The sequence below is a fragment of the Streptomyces sp. WMMB303 genome (assembly GCF_029351045.1).
Taxonomy (GTDB): domain Bacteria; phylum Actinomycetota; class Actinomycetes; order Streptomycetales; family Streptomycetaceae; genus Streptomyces.
Window position 1 is genome coordinate 2,213,064 of the sequence record NZ_JARKIN010000001.1, and the last position, 16,223, is coordinate 2,229,286.

Below are 16,223 nucleotides of genomic sequence, written 5' to 3' on the forward strand. Positions count from 1 at the left end.
CGGCTTCCCGCGTCGGGCTCGCCCTACCGGAAGGAAAGACGTGCCGAAGAAACCGGCAACGGTGCGGATCGCACGATGGAGCGCCGCACATCCCTGGTCCGCCATCGGCCTGTGGATCGCGTTCGTCGCCGTGTGCCTCTTCCTGGGGGGAGCGGCCGGCACCAATGCGATCAGCGACGAGGAGTCGGGGGTGGGCGAGTCGGGCCGGGCGGGAAGAATCGTGCACTCCGGGGATTTCCCCGAGAAGCCCGAGGAGAACGTACTGATCACCGCCGAGGACGGCGGAGAGCTGGACCGGACCGCCGGACAGGCGGCGGCAGCGGAGGTGGTCCGGAGGATGACGGCGCTCGCCGAAGTGGAGAGCGTCGGTGATCCGGTCCTCTCGCCGAACGGCAAGGCGCTGCTGGTCCCCGTCACCATGAAAGGCGACACGGAGAACGCCGACCGGCGGGTCGGGCCCCTGCTCGAAGCGGGCACGGCCGTCGAGGACGGTCACGAGGGCCTGCGGGTCGACGAGGTGGGCACCGGCTCCACGGCGAAGGGTCTGTCGGAGACCCTCGGCGAGGACTTCGAGCGGGCCGAACTGATCAGCCTTCCGCTGACGCTGCTGATCCTGCTCGTCGTCTTCGGTGCGATCACCGCGGCGGGCGTGCCCGTGGTGCTGGCACTCTCCTGCGTCGGCGCCGCCATCGGGCTCTCCTCGCTCGCCTCCCACGTGCTGCCCGAGACCAGCGCGGTCAGCAACGTCATCCTGCTCATGGGCATGGCCGTGGGCGTGGACTATTCGCTCTTCTACCTCAAGCGGGAGCGCGAGGAACGCCGTGCGGGGAAGTCCCACGTGGACGCGATCGAGATCGCGGCGGAGACCTCCGGACACACCGTGGTGGTGTCCGGCACCACGGTGATCGTGGCGATGGCGGGGCTCTATCTGGCCGACGAGGCGACCTTCGCGTCGCTGGCCACCGGTTCGATCATCGTCGTCGCCGTGGCCGTGCTCGCCTCGCTGACCGTGCTGCCCGCCCTGCTCGCCAAGCTCGGCCGCTGGGTCGACAAGCCCAAGGTGCCGGTGCTGTGGCGGCTGACCCTGCGGCCCGGCGAGTCGCGGGTGTGGCCCGCGCTGCTGCGCCCGGCGCTGTCCAGGCCGTTGACCACGCTGGTGGTGTCGGTGGGCGCGCTGCTGCTGCTCGCCGCGCCGGCCCTCGGGATGAAGCTGAAGCAGCCGGGCTCCGACGACCTGTCCCGCGACATCCCGGTGGTGCGGGCCATGGACCGGCTGACCGAGGCCTTCCCCAGCAAGGGCACTGTGCACCAGGTCGCCGTCCGGGCACCCGCCGGCCGGGCCGAGGAGGTGAAGGCCGCATTGGAGGCGTTGCTGGAGCGCACCGCGGACGACGGGCTGTTCGCACACGACTCGACTCCGACGATCGAGGAGTCGGCGGACCGCCGAGTGCACACCGTCGACATCGGCACGCCCCACCGGCCCGAGAGCGACGGCGCCCGCGAGTCCCTGGACGTGCTGCGCGGCTGGGTGCCGCAGGCCGTGAACGACGTGCCCGGCGCGGAGAGCGCGGTCGGCGGCAAGGTGGCACAGGGCGTGGACTTCACCGGGCATCTGGAGGCGCGGCTGCCCTGGGTGGTGGGCTTCGTCCTGCTGCTGACCTTCGTCACCATGGTGCTGATCTTCCGTTCGCTCGCTGTGGCGCTCTCCGCGATCCTGCTGAACCTGCTCTCCGCCGCCGCCTCGTTCGGTGTCCTGGTCGCCGTCTTCCAGCACACCTGGGCGGAGGGCCTGCTCGCCTTCACCAGCTCGGGCGCGGTCGTCTCGTGGCTGCCGCTCTTCCTGTTCGTCGTGCTGTTCGGGCTGTCGATGGACTACCACGTCTTCGTGGTCAGCCGGATCCGCGAAGCCGCGTCCGAGGGCGCCACGGTGCGGGCCGCGATCCGCGCGGGCATCACGCGCTCGGCGGGAGTGGTGACCAGCGCGGCGATCGTCATGGTCGGGGTGTTCGCCATCTTCGGCACGCTGAGCATGGTCGAGTTCAAGCAGTTGGGCGTGGGGCTCGCGGCGGCCATCCTGCTGGACGCCGCGATCATCCGGATCTATGTGCTGCCCGCGCTGATGACGGCGCTCGGCCGGTGGAACTGGTGGCCCGGCGGGACATCCGGCAGCGGCGCGGCGGATATCCCGCAGGCCGATTCGACGTGTCTCGTGCCCGACGGCCGGCCGCAGCCCGCACGGCTCGCCTCCCGGCAGTCGCACCGGCAGGGCGCACACCAGCCGGCCGGGCTCGCGCCGCCTGCCGGGCAGGGCGGCCATCCGCAACAGCAGCCGCGGCCCGGCCGGCACCGCCGGGACACCCCGTGAGCCGGCCACGGTAGCGGCCGGCCAGGTCAGGAGCCGGGCCCGGCCGCGGCAGTGAGGGAGGCGAGCTGGGTGAGGATCGAGGGGTCGGTGATCTGCTCGTCCTCGGCGAGCAGGAGCACTTTGCTGAGGATGATGCTCGTCATCCGGTCCTCGTCGGCGAACGGGAGGAAGAGCCGGCGGTGTGCCGTGGCGCCGAACGAGGCGGGCACGACGCACAGGTGGCCGCCCGGTTCGACGTGGATGCTGCCGCTGGTCAGATGCACCCGGTAGAGGGCCCGGGTACCGCGGACGACGGCCGTGTGCCCTTCGACGGCGACCCGGGCCAGGCCCAGGTCGGCGACGAGCGCCGCGAGCAGTTGTGCCCGGCCCACAGCCTGCGCCGGGGACGGGTACGCCTCCGGCTCCCTGCCGGCGACCGACACCACCAGGTCCAGGTCCCGCATGGCCTCGGAGAACGCCACCGGCGGTACGTCGGCCAGCGGCACCGAGGTGGTGCCGGCGCCGTCCGCCCCGGCCGGGGCGCCGCGGAAGCCGGGGGCGCGCTGTCCGCCGGTGAGGAAGCGGAGTCCGCCGACGCGGACCTCGCCCATCCCGAAGTAGCCGCTCAACTCGCAGTCCAGCGCCGCCACGAGGCCGCCACCGACGGTGCGGGTCGCCTGGTGGTCGTCGTACTCGCCGTGGGTGGACCAGCCCCGGCCGGACAGCAGCTGCCCCGCCACCTTGCCGTCGACCGTCTGGCCGGCGAACCGCCATGACACGTCGCCGGCCTCGCGCTCGGCCGGGGTGAGCAGATACAGCTCGCGGAACGCCTGTTTGACCGGCTGGCGGAGCCGGCGCCGCACCAGTTGCTGCTGCCAGTGGCCGAGCAGCCGCCGTTCGTGCAGGTCGACGGGGTGGACCGCGGTGACGGGGCCGGTGGTGTCGACCTCGTCCAGCAGGCCGATCGTGCCTGCACGGTCCCGCCAGAGCAGCGCGGGCAGCATCGCCGCGCCGGCGGGCAGCGAGCGCAGCCGGTCCAGTTCGTCGGGCGTCAGCGTTCCGGCGGTGGCGACCAACCGCTCCACCAGCCCGGTCCGCATCCGGCGGGCCTGCTCCCGCAAGCGGCTCTGGTGCGCGCGCAGTTCCTGGTACCCGGGGTCGGCGCGGACGGCCGCGGGCGCCGACTTCAGCGTCCTGCCCGCCCGGCTGACCGTCAGGGCCGGCTCGGCGCCGTCGATCCGCAACGCGACCCGATAGGAGCCGGCTTCCGCCTCGGTGGGGGTCTCGGCGGCGAGCCGCGCCTCGCAGTCCCATTCGAGGCGGTCGGCGTCCGGTGCGCCCGCCACCTGGGCCAGGTGGTCGAGGGCGACGGCGATCGCGGCGGCGTGGCTGTGTCGGCGGTTCGGGCCCAGCTTGGCGCCCTTCTTCGCGGACGCGCGCAGCGCCAGATAGCGGTCGAGTACCGTCTCGTCCGCGGCGAGAGGCAGCATTCCGAACGCGGCGATCCCGTGCAGCGAGTGGTGTCCGACGCGCTTGAGCACCTGGGCCCGGTTCTCGCCCAGAACCGCGGAGACCAGTTCGTTCGGTTCGTGCTCCAACAGGCGGCGCGCGGTGTCCGGCCCGGCCTCCTCGACCGCGGCGAGGAGAGCGGCCCGGTCCTGGCGGGTGACGCCGTCCGGCATCGCCCGGATCAGCCGCAGCAGCGGCCCGGCCCCTTCCAGGCCGAACAGCGGGAGCAGCGCGTCGGCGTCGCCTGCGGGCCGCCGCCAGCCGAACGCCCGGCGCTGCTCCTCCGGCGACCGGTCCCGCAGCAGGTCCAGCAGGGCGGCGCGCTCCTCGTCGGTCAGTTCGGCCGCGCCCAGGTGGCGGGCCACCCGGGGGCCGCCCTGCCAGGTCAGGGCGGCCCGGACGAAGCGCAGTCCGCGCGGGGCCGGCCCCTTGGGCAGCTCGTCCCAGTCGGCCGGTGCCGGTGCGGAGACGAGCCGCCACGTCAGCGCGTCGAGGTGGGTCCGTACCGCGTCCACGAAGGCAGCCGGTGGGTCGGTCGCCTCGCCGGCCGGTGAGCGGCCTCCGGCGAGGGCGAGGGCGAGGTAGGGGTCGTCGGTGACGGCCCGTTCGACCAGGTCCGCGTCCAGGGCGCCGGCCCGGTGCAGGGCGCCGAGGATCCGCACGACGGTCTCCCGCCGCAGGGTGCCGAGCGGGGTGCGGATCAGGACCCGCAGCAGCCGGGTGTCGGTGGCGGCGACGGCCCGCTCCGCCACCTCGTCCAATTGCAGCCGGTGCCGTACGTCGCAGCCGAGGAAGGTGGCGAGGAGTGCTTTGCGGTGTGCCGTCGGCCACGGCGCGGCCAGCAGTGCGGTGACGTCGTCCTCGCAGTCGGCGGGGTAAGCGGCGTCGTACAGCACGTCGAGTTCGGCGACGATGTCGGCCAGGTGCGGGGTGAGATTGCCGAGGGCCCGGTCGTCGCCCTGCTCGATCCGGGAGCGGATCTCCTCGGCGAGGTCCCGCAGGCCCGCCAGGTCGTCGGCCCGCGCTGCGGCCCCCGCCCGGTCCACCAGCCGCCACAGCGCCTCGCGCTGCTCGCGGACCACGCCGCGGTAGTCCTCCGGTATGCCGGGGTCGCCCTCGGAGGGGGAACGCTCCACTGTGCTCAGCCTCCCGCCAGTGCGACCAGCCGCAGGAAGACCACCGGCTCGCCGGGCCGGGGGGTGATCTCCTCGTCGAGGTCCGCGATCTGCCGCCCGCCGGTGAACACCGCGAACGTGCCCCGGACGAAGGCCCGGTGTGCCCGCGACACCTGCTCGGGGACGTCCGGGTCGGCCGGCTGCTGCGGCATCCTGATCACGCCGGTGGCGGCCTGGGTCCGGATATCGGCCTCGGACAGGTACTGGCGGTCGAGGGCGCGCCGGCTGCGGGCCGCGTCGGTGCGCAGCTCCCGGATCTGCTCCTCGACCGCCCGCCGGATCAGCTCCCGCGCCGTCGCCCGGTCACCGTCCAGCCGTACCCGCACCGTCGGCGGGCGGTCCCCGGGCGGGCCGGGTATCGCGCTGCGCACCTCGACGTCGATCATGGCCGCCACGGTAGTCCTCCCCTCCGACATCCGCGTGTGCATAGCGGGTCGGCCGCGGCGTGGTGCCGTCGTCACCGGGGCGATCGCTGGACTGGGCTTCACCCCGGGCGCGGGTCGCTCTCCTCGAAGTGGCTCGGTCTGCCCTCGCGGTGCGCGAGCCGGCCGCGGCGTTCGGCGCGGGCGCGGGGCAGCAGGGTCCAGGTGCCGTCGGTGCGGCGCAGGGCGGCCGAGTGCCAGGGGGTGGTCCAGGCGTCGGGCGCGTCGAGGAGCCGGAGGCCGAACTTGTCCGTGCCGTAGGGCTGGGGGTGGATGGACAGGCGTACGGCACGCGGGTGGCACTCGGCGATCAGTCCGCCCCAGGCGCGGCTGCGCTGGATGACGCCGTAGGCGCGGCGGCGGCAGTCGCGCTGGAGGGCCGAGCGGGTGCCGGTGAAGTCGGCGGTGTCCTCGACGAGGAAGCGGGTGATGCCCCGGTAGAGCGGCAGGGTGTGGCCCGCGGAGCGCACCTGGGCGCGCAGTTCCTCCAGGGGCGGGGCGTATCGCCGGTGCACGTGGGCCCGCTTGTCCGCGTGCGGCAGGGCGCCGAGGACGTCGCGCAGGTCGAAGACGGAGAGGTGGCGGAGCGACAGCGTGCGGATCAGGCGGCGGAGTTCGTCCGCGTAGGCGTCTATGTGGGCGTCCGGCACGCGGATGAGGTCTCCGAAGACGTGGCCGTCGGAGCAGATGACCACGCGGGCACCGGGTGCGTGGATCCGCGCCATGTCGGCGCACAGTGCGTCGAGGAAGCCGAGGGAGAGGCGCTCCCCCTGGTCCGGGAGCGGGCCGAGGACCTTGGCGGGGTTGGGCGATTTGCAGGGGAAGCCCGGCAGGGTGAAGACGACGGGTTCCCGGGCGCGGACGAAGTCGTCGATCCGCCGCAGTTGGTGCGGGAACGCCGTGAGGCGGTCGGGTGCGCGGTCGGTCGTGCGGCAGTACGGCAGCAGCAGTCCGAGGATCTCCGCGCTGATGCCGGTCGTGTCGGTCCCTTCGAGGCCGATTCCTTCGAGGCCGGTCGCGCCGGTGCCGGGGCCGGAGCCGGGGGCGCTGACGCCGCGGGTGTCGGTGTCGGGCGTGCGGGGGCCGCTTCGGGTCGTCGCAGGCATGGCGTGTTCTCCGTGACGGTCGGGGCGGGCGTGCGGGCATGACGGCATGGCGCCTCGGCGGTGGGGTGCGCCGGGCGTCGGCGGTATCGGGTGTGTGCGGGGTACTCGGTCCGGGCCGCGGGACGCCGGGACCGTTCCGAGGTGGGAGCGGGGAGGCGCGGGGGGTACGGGGCCGGATCAGTCGCGGCGGTGGTCGTAGGTGACGGGCAGGCTGAGGGTGCCGCGGCCGAGGACGGCCGGGGTCCAGTCGAGTTCCGTGTCGTCGACGGCCGGGCGCAGACCGGGAAGCCGGGTCAGGAGGGTGCCCAGGGCGATCTGGAGTTCGGCACGGGCGAGGGCCGCGCCGGGGCAGAAGTGGATGCCGTGTCCGAAGGCGAGGTGCGGGTTGGGGGTGCGCTCGAGGTCGAGGGTGTCCGGGTCGGGGAAGCGGCGCGGGTCACGGTTGGCGGCGCAGAGCGAGACGATCACCGAGTCCCCGGCCGGGACCTCGGTGCCGTGCAGGTCGCTGTCCTGGTCGAGGAAGCGCCAGGTGGTCAGCTCGAAGGCGCTGTCGTAGCGCAGCAGTTCGTCCACGGCCCGGGGCAGCAGCCCGGCGTCGTCGCGCAGCCGCGCGAGCGCGTCCGGGTGCCGGAAGAGGCTGATCAGTGCGGTGGTGATCTGGTTGGTGACCGGTTCCTGACCGGCGACCAGGAGCTGGAAGATCATCGAGTTCAGCTCCTCCTGCGTCAGCTCGCGGCGGTCGCGGGCCGCGACGAGGCGGCTGAGCAGGTCGTCCTCCCCGTGCTCTCGCTTGTGGGCGACGACCTCGGCGATGTATCGCTGCAGGCCGTGCAGTCGGGCCTCGTACAGCGGGCGTCCGGGGTCGGCCGGTCCGACGGGCTGGACGACCTTGCCCCAGTCCCGGTCGAAGCGGGCGGCCGACTCCCCTGGGAGGCCGATGGTCTCGGCGAGCACCCGGAAGGGGAAGTGGGCCGCGAATCCGGCCACGAGCTCGGCCGGTCCGGTCGCCGGGAGCCGGTCGACGAGCGCGTCGGCCATCTCCTGGAAGCGCGGCCGCAGTTGTGCGACGCGCCGCGGGGTGAAGGCGTCCGTGACGAAGCGCCGCATCCGGGTGTGCTCGGGCGGGTCCTGGTGCAGCAGGTGCACTTGGAGCTGGGAGTGCTGCGGCTCGGGCATGATCGAGGCTCTGGCCCGCCAGCGGTCGTTGCCGCGGTCGTGGTTCTTGCCGAGGCGGTCGTCGTCGAGTGCGGAGTGCGCGGCGTCGTAGCCGGTGACGAGCCACGCCTCTACGCCGCTGGGGAAGAGGACGCGGTGCACCGGGCCCGCCTCGCGCATCCGCGTGTAGAGGGGGTAGGGGTCGGCCTTGTAGGGGCAGCCCAGCAGGGGGACGGGGTCGGGCAGCGGCTCCTGGGAGTCGTCGGCGGGGGTCGGCGGGTCGGGGAGGGACATGGGCACTGCTCCTGGGACGGCGAGGTCGGACTGAGGGCGGGCGCGGGCCGGGGTCGGGGCGCTCCGGCCGGAGCGGGTCGGGGGCGGGGTGCGGAGCGGGGTTCGGGGCAGACGGCCTCACCTCGGGGACGGGGAGTGCGCCCGCCGCAGGCCCGGGACGTGATGACGCGCCGGGGGGTCGCGGTGGAGGAACGAGGACTGGGGTCGGGTCAGCGGCGCGCGGCCGGAGCCGCCTGGGGAGCGGCGCCGTCCGGCGCCGGATCGGTGGGCGCGCGGGCACCGCGGCCGAGGAGCGGTACGGCGAGGCAGGCGGCGCAGCCGGCGAGCACGATCCCGGCCCGGACGCCGGAGCCCGGCCCGGCGAGTCCCCAGGCGGCGGTGGCCAGGGCGGGGCCGAGGGTGAAGCCGAGCATCCGCGAGAGCTGGATGGCCGATCCGACCGTGGCCGCGCGGCCGGCCGGTGCGGCTCCCATGGCCAGGGCCTGGGTGGGGCCGCCGTTGAGGCCCATTCCGGCGCCCGCCAGTCCGAGCCGCCACGCGATGTCGGCCGGCGACCAGCCGTCGTCCAGCGGGACGAGCAGCAGCAGGCCGCAGGCGGTGAGGGCGGCTCCGGTGACGGCGACGGCACGGGTCCGGAAGCGGTCGGCGAGGCGCCCGCCGAGGGGTCCGGCGAGTGCCATGCCGAGCGGGAAGGCGAGCACCGTCAGTCCGGTCGTGGTGGCGCTCGCTCCGGCGTCCCGCTGCAGGTGCAGGGCCAGGAGGTAGCGGGCGGCGGCGAAGCCGAGCGCCAGCGTCAGGACCGCTCCGAGGGTGTGCGCCATCGGCGTCTTACGCAGCACGTCGAGCACGGGACGGCCGCCGGGTCCGCGCAGCCACCACCACAGCGGGGGCGCGGCGGCGAGGGTGAGCGCGAGCCAAGCAGAGCTGTCCGAGGCGAGTGTCAGAGCGAGCAGAAGAATCGTTACTCCTGCCGCGACGAGCGCCGCGTCACCGAGCGAGCGCCGGTCCGGGGCCCGCAGCCGGCCGCCCCGCGGCAGCACGCTCTCCCAGGCAGGCGGCCGTCCGCGCAGCAGCGGCAGCCCCCGCACCGCCAGCAGCACGAACAGGCAGAACGGGATCTTGACCAGAAAGATCCACCGCCAGCCCCACTGGTCGAGCAGCAGCCCGCCGACCGCAGGGCCGGTCACGGCGCCGAGGGGGCCCAGGGTCGCGGGTACACTCATCGCCCGGCCGCGCAGCGCCGGGCGCACCGACCGCAGCGCCAGCACCGGCATCAGCACGAACAGCACCGCGGCGCAGCCGCCCTGAGCGAACCGGGCGGCGATCAGCCAGCCCGCCGAGGGCGCGGCGGCGGCCAGTGCGCTGCACAGTGCGAACCCGGCGGTCGCCGCGGGCAGCGCCGCACGGGTGCCCCCCTGGTCGAGCCGGCGGCCGGCCGGGAGCAGGAGCGCGACGACCGGAAGCTGGTAGCCGAGGACCACCCACTGCGCGGTCCGGTCGGACACCTCCAGTGCCGCCGAGATGTCGGCGAGGGCCACGTTCACGATGTTCATGTCGAGCATCACCACGAACGACAGCACACCCGCCACCGCCACCAGCAGCCAGTGGTCCCGCTCCGGGGAGCGGCCCGCGGACCTGCCCGCGGGTTCGGGCGCGGGCCTGCCACCGGTCCGCTTCGAGCGCGCTGCACGGTCCGTCACCTGAGCCCTCCCCGTTCGCGGGCCACCCGGTGCGGCGGCCTCGTTCCAGAAGTCGGCGGACGGGGAGGCTGAGTTCCGGGGCGGACCGCGTGTGCCGGAGCACGCCTCGGTGGGCGGGCGGCGCGCGTCACGACAGGCGCCTCACGGGCGGGCGCGGGGCGGCACGCACGGCCGACGGCCCGCCCCGGGGGCCGCCCGCCCGGCCCGACAGCTCCGCCCGGCCCGACAGGTCATCCTGCTCCGACCGGTCCGAACCGTCCCGCTGCGCCGCCGCGAAGGGGCGGTGATGGTCGAAGGCGATGAGCGGGTCCCCGGTCAGCGGGTGCTCCACGACCGCCGCGCGCACCCCGAACACCTCCGCCAGGAGCGCCGGGGTGAGGACCTCACGGGGCGGGCCGGAGGCCACCACGCGACCGTCGTGCAGCACGTGCAGCCGGTCGCAGACGGCGGCGGCGTTGAGGTCGTGCAGGGAGATCAGTGTGCTGCGCCGCCGCTCGCGCAGCAGGCCGAGGAGTTCGACCTGGTGCCGGACGTCGAGGTGATTCGTCGGCTCGTCCAGCACGAGGACGTCCGGCTGCTGGGCGAAGGCACGGGCCAGCAGGACGCGTTGCCGCTCGCCGCCGGACAGCTCGGAGAACCGCCGCTCGGCCTGATCGGCCATCTCCACGTCCGTCAGGGCGCGGGAGACCAGCTCCCGGTCGGCGGCGTCCTCCCCGGCGAAGGCGCGTTTGTAGGGCGTGCGGCCCATGGCGACGACCTCGCGCACCGTCAGTTCGAAGTCACCGCCCCGCTCCTGCGGCAGCGCCGCGACGTGCCGCGCGGAGCGGGCCGGGCTCAGCGCGCGCACATCGGTGCCGTCGAGCAGCACCCGCCCCTCTACCGGCTTCAGATGCCGGTAGACGGTGCGCAGCAGGGTGGACTTGCCGCTGCCGTTCGGGCCGACCAGGCCGGTGATCTCACCGGACGCGGCCAGCAGGCAGGCCCCGGTGACGACCGTGTGCCCCTGGTAGGCGACGCTCAGGTCCTCGATGTCGATCTTCATCGGTCGCTCCCCCGTTCCTTCCGCGAGCACTCCCCCGGTTCGCCGGGCGCGGCGCTCACCTTGCGCTTCCCAGCCGCCGGTCCAGCAGATACAGCAGCGCCGGGGCACCGATCAGCGAGGTGACGACCCCGACCGGCAGTTCCTGGGTGTCCATGGCGGTGCGGCACACGATGTCGACCACGATCAGGAGCAGTGCGCCGAAGAGCGCCGAGACCGGCAGCAACCGGCGGTGGTCGCCGCCGACGACCAGCCGGCAGGCGTGCGGCACCATCAGCGCGACGAAGGCGATGGCCCCGGAGACCGCCACCAGGACGCCGGTGAGCAGACTCGTGAGCGCGAACATCTCCCGGCGCAGCCGTACCACGTCGACACCGAGCCCGGCGGCTGTCTCGTCGCCCATCAGCAGCGCGTTCAGCCCCCGGGCGCGGGCCTGGAGCAGCAGCATCCCCGCCGGGACGGCGATCGCGGGGACGGCGAGCAGCGGCCAGCTCGCCCCGCTGAGGCTGCCCATCAGCCAGAACAGCACGCTGTGCGTCTGCTGTTCGTCCCCGGCCTGCAGCACGAGATAGCTGGTGAAGCCGGAGAGGAACTGACCGATCGCCACGCCCGCCAGCACCAGGCGCAGCGGTGCGAAGCCGCCGCCGCGCCGCGCCACGGCCCACACGAGCGCGAAGGTCGCCAGCGCGCCGGCGAAGGCCGCGCCCGAGAGCCCGAGTCCGAGTGCCCCGCCGCCGCCGAAGCCGAGTACGAGGGCGGCGACGGCGCCGAGCGAGGCGCCGTTGGAGACGCCCAGGAAGTAGGGGTCGGCCAGCGGGTTGCGGACCAGGGCCTGCATCGCCGTGCCGACCAGGCCGAGCCCGGCGCCGACCAGGGCCGCCAGCAGGGCGCGGGGCAGCCGCAATTGCCAGACGATCAGATCGTCGGTGCCGGGTCCGGGGGGTTCGCCGGTGGCCCGGCGCCACACCACGCTCCACACCTCTCCCGGCGGGATCGACGTGGAGCCCCAGGCGACCGCGGCCGTGAGGGCGGCCGGCAGCGCCGCCGCCAGAAGCAGCGCCGACGGCCATGCGGGCACGGTGCGCCGGGCCCGGGTGGGCGCGGCGTCCTTGCGCGGGGTGCGTGCGGGAGTGTCGAGCACCGTCAGTCGGCCTTCCCCGGGTGGAGGGTCGCGGCGATCTTCTCGACGGTGTCGGCGTTGGTGACCCCGGCGATGGTGGTCCGCTCGGAGTGGATCCGCAGGAAGCGGCCCTTCTCGACGGCGGTCAGGCCCTTGGTGGCCGGGTTGGTCTCCAGCCACTTCCGGGCCTCGTCGAACGCCTTCTCGTCGGCCGCCTCACTGCCCCGGTTGCGTACCGCGAGCTGGATCCACTCCGGGTCGCGGGAGATGACGTCCTCCCAGCCGACCTTCTTGAAGGCGCCGTCGCAGTCGGCGAAGATGTTGCGGGCCCCGGCCTGGTTGATGACCGCGTTGCCGACCTGCTTGTCGCAGAGGGCCGTGGGCTGCTTGGTGCCCGCGTCGTAGTCGAAGAAGAAGTACGTCGGCCGCTCGCGCTCGGGGGTGGAGCCGACGGCTTTTTGCACGGCGTCCACCTTCTTCCGCATTCCGCGGACGAGTTTCTCCGCCTGGTCCTCGGTTCCGGTGACCTTGCCGAGTGCGGTGATGTCGTCCTCGACGGCGGACAGGTCGGTCATCGGGGAGGAGCGCCGGGCCGCGCACGCGGTCGACTTGAGATATATGTGCTCGATCCCGGCGGCCTCGAACTCCTCCTCCGTCGGCGCGTCGCCCATGCCGCCGCCCATCTTCATGGCGGAGAAGGTGTCGATGTAGAGGTCGGCGCCGGAGCCGAGCAGCTTCTCCTTCGGGATGACCGTCTTGCTGAGCACCTTCACCTGCTGCGCCTGCGCGTCGAGACCGGCCGGGAGGGTGCCCCTGCCGGGCGGGAAGCCGGTGCCGATCACCGTCTCCCCCACGCCGAGGCGCAGCAGCAGTTCCAGGGCGGCGGCGTTGCTGGTGACGATCTTCTCCGGCGGCTTGCGGAAGGTGGCCTCGGCACCCTTGCAGTCGGTCACCGTTACCGGGTGAGCGGCCGCGTCCGCTCCTCTGCCGGCCCGGCTCGCGGTGCCGTAGCCGTCGTCGCCGCAGCCCGCCACCAGCAGGGCGCCCAGCACCGCTGCCGCGGTGCCGCCCCGTACGCGAGAACGCATCACTGCCTCCTGGATCCACTCGTCCACGGGTGAACCCTCGCCACCCGGTCCAACAGTCGGACCGGGTGGCGCTCCGGTTCCCGGCCGGTGCACGGGACTATTCCGCGCCGGCCGGGCGGCGGTGCGGACGCGTGGGGCGCGGGAGCGGCCGCCGCCGCGGGCGGCCGGTCAGTCCCGCGGGTGGAGCGGATCGCCGTGGAGCGCGGCCGGGGGAGCGGAGGCGCGGTTCCAGTCCATGCGGGACCAGGGCAGGGCGAGGTCTTCCGGGTGCGCGACGGGCAGCGGGGACAGGTCTTCGGCGGGGGTTGCCTCGTGGTGGCGGGCGAAGACGGCCTCCGTGTACCGGTGGCCGGTGTCGGCGGCGATGAAGACGACCGGTCGCGCGGGATCGAGGCGGCGTTCCCACCGGGCGGCGAGGTAGGCGGCGCCGGTGGACAGGCCGGCGAAGACGGCGTGCCGGCGCAGCAGGTCGACGCTGCCGGCGCGGGCGGCGTCGAAGGCGAGCCAGTGGAGGGTGTCGTAGAGGTCGTGGCGTACGTTGCCGAAGGGGATGGAGCTGCCCACCCCGGCGATGATGATCTCCGGGTCGGAGACGTGCTCGCTGCCGAAGGTGACACTCCCGTACGGCTGGACACCGACGAGTTCCACGTCCACCCGGCTGCGCCGCAGGTACCGGGCCAGCGCTCCGGTGGAGGCGCCGGAGCCCACGCCGCCGACGAGCCGCAGGGCCCGGGCACCGGTCTCGGTCCGGAGTCGTTCGGCGACGGCCGCGTAGCCGAGGTAGTGGATGTCGTCGTGGTACTGGCGCATCCAGTGGTGGTCGGGGTGGTCGCGCAGGATCTCCCGGACGCGCGCGACGCGGCGCCGCTGGTCGAGCTTGAGGTCGGAGCACGGCTCCATCTGCTCCAGGCGCGCGCCGAGGACGGCGAGCTGGGTGCGCAGGGTGTGGTCGACGGTGGTGGAGCCGACGATGTGGCAGCGCATGCCGTAGCGGTGGCAGGCCAGGGCGAGGGCGTAGGCGTAGATGCCGCTGGAGCTGTCGATGAGGGTGTCTCCGCGTCGTACGGCGCCGGTGTCCAGGAGGTGGCGGACGGCTGCCAGCGCGGAGACGACCTTCATGGTCTCGAAGCGCAGGCAGATGAGACCGTCCTCGAGGTGTATCAGGTCCGGTCGGCCGATGGCCTCGGAGATGTGCTCGTCCATGGGAGGGGTCCTCGCTCCGGGAGGTGGGGGCCGGGTCGGTGGTGAGGCCGGTGGTCGCCTCTGCGGTCCGGTGGTGTCGCGCCGGTGGTCGTGCCGCTGTTCGTGCCGGTGGAGAAGTTGACGGTGGGCGTCATGCCGTCGCCGTCCAGGGCGCGGAGGCAGTGGCGCACCCTGCGGTGCAGGCCGGGGGCGCGGGGATCGAAGAGGAGGCCGGCGACGTTGCCGCTGTGGGCGATCTGCACGCCGGTGGCACCCGTCCGGTCGGCGATCGCGGTGAGCGTCTCGAACTCCGGATGGTGCAGGACGCGTTGGCCGAGGCGGGCGCTTGCGGTGCTGACCCGCCCGAGCAGCGCGGGGTCGGCGTCCGCGACTGCGGTGCGCAGCATCCGGCGCAGCCGCTCGTAGCGGGCCGGTTCGCGGTCGTCGTCGGTGCGCGCGGACAGGGACAGCGTGTCGACCGGCGCGCCGCCGCCCAGCGTGCAGCCGACCACCAGGGCGGGCGGCAGGGCGGTGCCCAGGGCTTCGAGGACGCGGCCTTGGCGCTGGGCGAAGAGCAGCGGGCCCGGGCCGAGCATCAGCGGGTCGCAGGCTCCCTCCGCCCGCACCGCCAGCCGGGCGATCGTCTGCGGGGCGAGCCGCAGCCGGTAGGAGTCGGCGACCGCCCGCACGGTGGCGATGACGTCGCTGGTGGAGGATCCCATCCCGAGCCCCACGGGGAGGTCGCCGCTGAGCCGCAGTTCCCCGCCGCACGGTTCCACGCCGCGGTGCGCGGCGCACGCGCGTACCGCGAGGAGAGCTGCCGCCCGTGCCTTCGCACGGCCGGGCGGTGTCACCGTGACCGCGTCGGGGCCGTCGTCCGAGCGGCGCAGGAAGGCGGCGTGGGCACCCGGGCCGTGCATCGGCAGGGTGACCAGCGCGTGGCAGGGCCGGCGCCGTTCGTCGAGGAAGACGCCCTGGAGGATCTCGCCGTGGTGGCAGGCGGCCTCTCCGGCGCCGACGACCTCCCGTGGGCCGGCGGCGGGCCCTGCCGGGCGGGTGGTGGTCATGATCCGCCCGCCGCCCCGCGGTACCGGTAGAGGGTGGTGGGGTCGGCGCTGAACTGCGAGAAGGGGAACGGTTCCGCGGACAGTGCGGTCACCCCGGCGCCGAGGAAGGCCCGCGCCACGGCGCTGCCGGACTGCGCGTAGACCACCAGGGGCACTCCTTGTTCGCGGCACCGGGTCAGAACGGTGTCGAACGAGCCGTTGCCGAGGGTCATGCCGGTGGCGACCACGGCGTCGGCGGCGTCCAGGACCTGGTCCATGTCGTCGGTGACCGGGTCGCCCCACTGGGTGCGGCGCAGGTTGAAGTCGCAGGGCAGGGGGATGCCGCCGCGCTCGCGGATGGCCGCGACGAGCGGGTTCACCACCCCGATCAGCGCGACCTTCGCACCACCGGGGAGGTCGAGCAGTCCGGCGATGGCCGCGTCCCTGGCCCGCGCCCGGGTCTCGGGGGTCCCGGCGGGCAGGACGACCGGTTCGGCCTCCGCGGCCTGCCGGTGCGGCCGGACGCGGGAGAGGTAGGCGTCGAGTGCGGCGATCCGCAGCGGGCGGGAGGCGTCGCGCAGCAGCGTGTCCAGCGGGGTGCCGGACGCGTCGCGGCATATCTCCGGGTCGATCTCCCCCGCCTCGAAGGCGCAGCCGCCGAAGGAGTCCCCCGACCGGACCAGGACGTACTGGTTGAGGTAGGTGGTGTCCCCGCCGGCCAGCCGGGTGCCGTGGTGGATCCAGAACACGCTGGTCGCCGCGAGTTCGGCGGGCCGCGGACCCCATGCGCCCGCCAGGGCGCCGGATATCAGCTCGTCGGTGTTCTTCAGGGCTGCTGTGTTCTTCATGGTTGTGTTCTTCATGGCTGTCCTTGGGCGCGGGCACGGACGTGCGGCGGCGTGCCGTCGGGGACGTCACCGGCCGCCGGTGGGGGCGCGGTTGCCGGGCGCTGCCGGAGGTCGTCGTGCGGGTCGGTACTGAGCCGGTGGAGGGGTGCGGTGCGGTTCACGAGGGCTCCTGGGTCGGTGGGGACGGAGCAGCGG

At 74.3% G+C, this 16,223-nt stretch carries 12 protein-coding genes; 1 reads left to right on the forward strand and 11 read right to left on the reverse strand.

Annotation, left to right across the window (positions count from 1 at the left end; genetic code table 11):
- Positions 1-40: 40 nt before the first annotated feature.
- The gene (locus tag P2424_RS10025; protein WP_276475417.1) at positions 41-2,365 is read left to right on the forward strand and encodes an MMPL family transporter; all 2,325 of its coding nucleotides are present in this window, start codon (positions 41-43) and stop codon (positions 2,363-2,365) included.
- 26 nt (positions 2,366-2,391) lie between these two features.
- On the opposite strand, the gene P2424_RS10030 is transcribed toward P2424_RS10025, so the two are convergent.
- From P2424_RS10030 to P2424_RS10080, 11 genes are all read right to left on the reverse strand, one after another.
- Complete coding sequence (locus tag P2424_RS10030) at positions 2,392-4,989, reverse strand: DUF4132 domain-containing protein (RefSeq protein WP_276475418.1); 2,598 nt, start codon at positions 4,987-4,989, stop codon at positions 2,392-2,394.
- Between the two features lie 5 nt (positions 4,990-4,994).
- A complete protein-coding gene (locus P2424_RS10035) occupies positions 4,995-5,414 on the reverse strand; it encodes a hypothetical protein (RefSeq protein ID WP_276475419.1) in 420 nt (139 codons plus the stop codon).
- Positions 5,415-5,512: 98 nt separating this feature from the next.
- The gene (locus P2424_RS10040) at positions 5,513-6,556 is read right to left on the reverse strand and encodes an isocyanide synthase family protein (protein ID WP_276475420.1); all 1,044 of its coding nucleotides are present in this window, start codon (positions 6,554-6,556) and stop codon (positions 5,513-5,515) included.
- A 177-nt stretch (positions 6,557-6,733) separates the two neighbouring features.
- Positions 6,734-8,005, reverse strand: coding sequence for a cytochrome P450 (locus P2424_RS10045; RefSeq protein WP_276475421.1), 1,272 nt, complete (start codon positions 8,003-8,005; stop codon positions 6,734-6,736).
- Positions 8,006-8,214: 209 nt separating this feature from the next.
- Positions 8,215-9,705: an MFS transporter gene (locus P2424_RS10050; protein WP_276475422.1), complete on the reverse strand. Its 1,491-nt coding sequence runs from the start codon at positions 9,703-9,705 to the stop codon at positions 8,215-8,217.
- 127 nt (positions 9,706-9,832) lie between these two features.
- Positions 9,833-10,747, reverse strand: coding sequence for an ABC transporter ATP-binding protein (locus P2424_RS10055; protein WP_276475423.1), 915 nt, complete (start codon positions 10,745-10,747; stop codon positions 9,833-9,835).
- 55 nt (positions 10,748-10,802) lie between these two features.
- Positions 10,803-11,885 (reverse strand): iron ABC transporter permease, encoded by a 1,083-nt coding sequence (locus P2424_RS10060; RefSeq protein WP_276475424.1) that lies wholly within the window; start codon positions 11,883-11,885, stop codon positions 10,803-10,805.
- Between the two features lie 2 nt (positions 11,886-11,887).
- A complete protein-coding gene (locus P2424_RS10065) occupies positions 11,888-12,952 on the reverse strand; it encodes an ABC transporter substrate-binding protein (RefSeq protein ID WP_276475425.1) in 1,065 nt (354 codons plus the stop codon).
- A gap of 168 nt (positions 12,953-13,120) precedes the next feature.
- Complete coding sequence (locus P2424_RS10070) at positions 13,121-14,155, reverse strand: pyridoxal-phosphate dependent enzyme (RefSeq protein ID WP_276475426.1); 1,035 nt, start codon at positions 14,153-14,155, stop codon at positions 13,121-13,123.
- Positions 14,113-15,201 (reverse strand): GHMP kinase, encoded by a 1,089-nt coding sequence (locus P2424_RS10075; RefSeq protein WP_276475427.1) that lies wholly within the window; start codon positions 15,199-15,201, stop codon positions 14,113-14,115. The genes P2424_RS10070 and P2424_RS10075 overlap by 43 nt, the downstream gene beginning before the upstream one ends.
- Positions 15,198-16,010 (reverse strand): DUF364 domain-containing protein, encoded by an 813-nt coding sequence (locus P2424_RS10080; protein ID WP_276478906.1) that lies wholly within the window; start codon positions 16,008-16,010, stop codon positions 15,198-15,200. Before P2424_RS10080 ends, P2424_RS10075 begins: the two co-directional genes overlap by 4 nt.
- Positions 16,011-16,223: the final 213 nt, after the last annotated feature.

Excerpts from the sequence above, each read along its gene's own strand:
- P2424_RS10070 (WP_276475426.1), bottom strand. The coding sequence starts at position 14,155 with ATGGACGAGCACATCTCCGAGGCCATCGGCCGACCGGACCTGATACAC.
- P2424_RS10035 (WP_276475419.1), bottom strand. The coding sequence starts at position 5,414 with ATGATCGACGTCGAGGTGCGCAGCGCGATACCCGGCCCGCCCGGGGAC.
- P2424_RS10065 (WP_276475425.1), bottom strand. The coding sequence starts at position 12,952 with ATGCGTTCTCGCGTACGGGGCGGCACCGCGGCAGCGGTGCTGGGCGCC.
- P2424_RS10040 (WP_276475420.1), bottom strand. The coding sequence starts at position 6,556 with ATGCCTGCGACGACCCGAAGCGGCCCCCGCACGCCCGACACCGACACC.
- P2424_RS10045 (WP_276475421.1), bottom strand. The coding sequence starts at position 8,005 with ATGTCCCTCCCCGACCCGCCGACCCCCGCCGACGACTCCCAGGAGCCG.
- P2424_RS10055 (WP_276475423.1), bottom strand. The coding sequence starts at position 10,747 with ATGAAGATCGACATCGAGGACCTGAGCGTCGCCTACCAGGGGCACACG.
- P2424_RS10075 (WP_276475427.1), bottom strand. The coding sequence starts at position 15,201 with ATGACCACCACCCGCCCGGCAGGGCCCGCCGCCGGCCCACGGGAGGTC.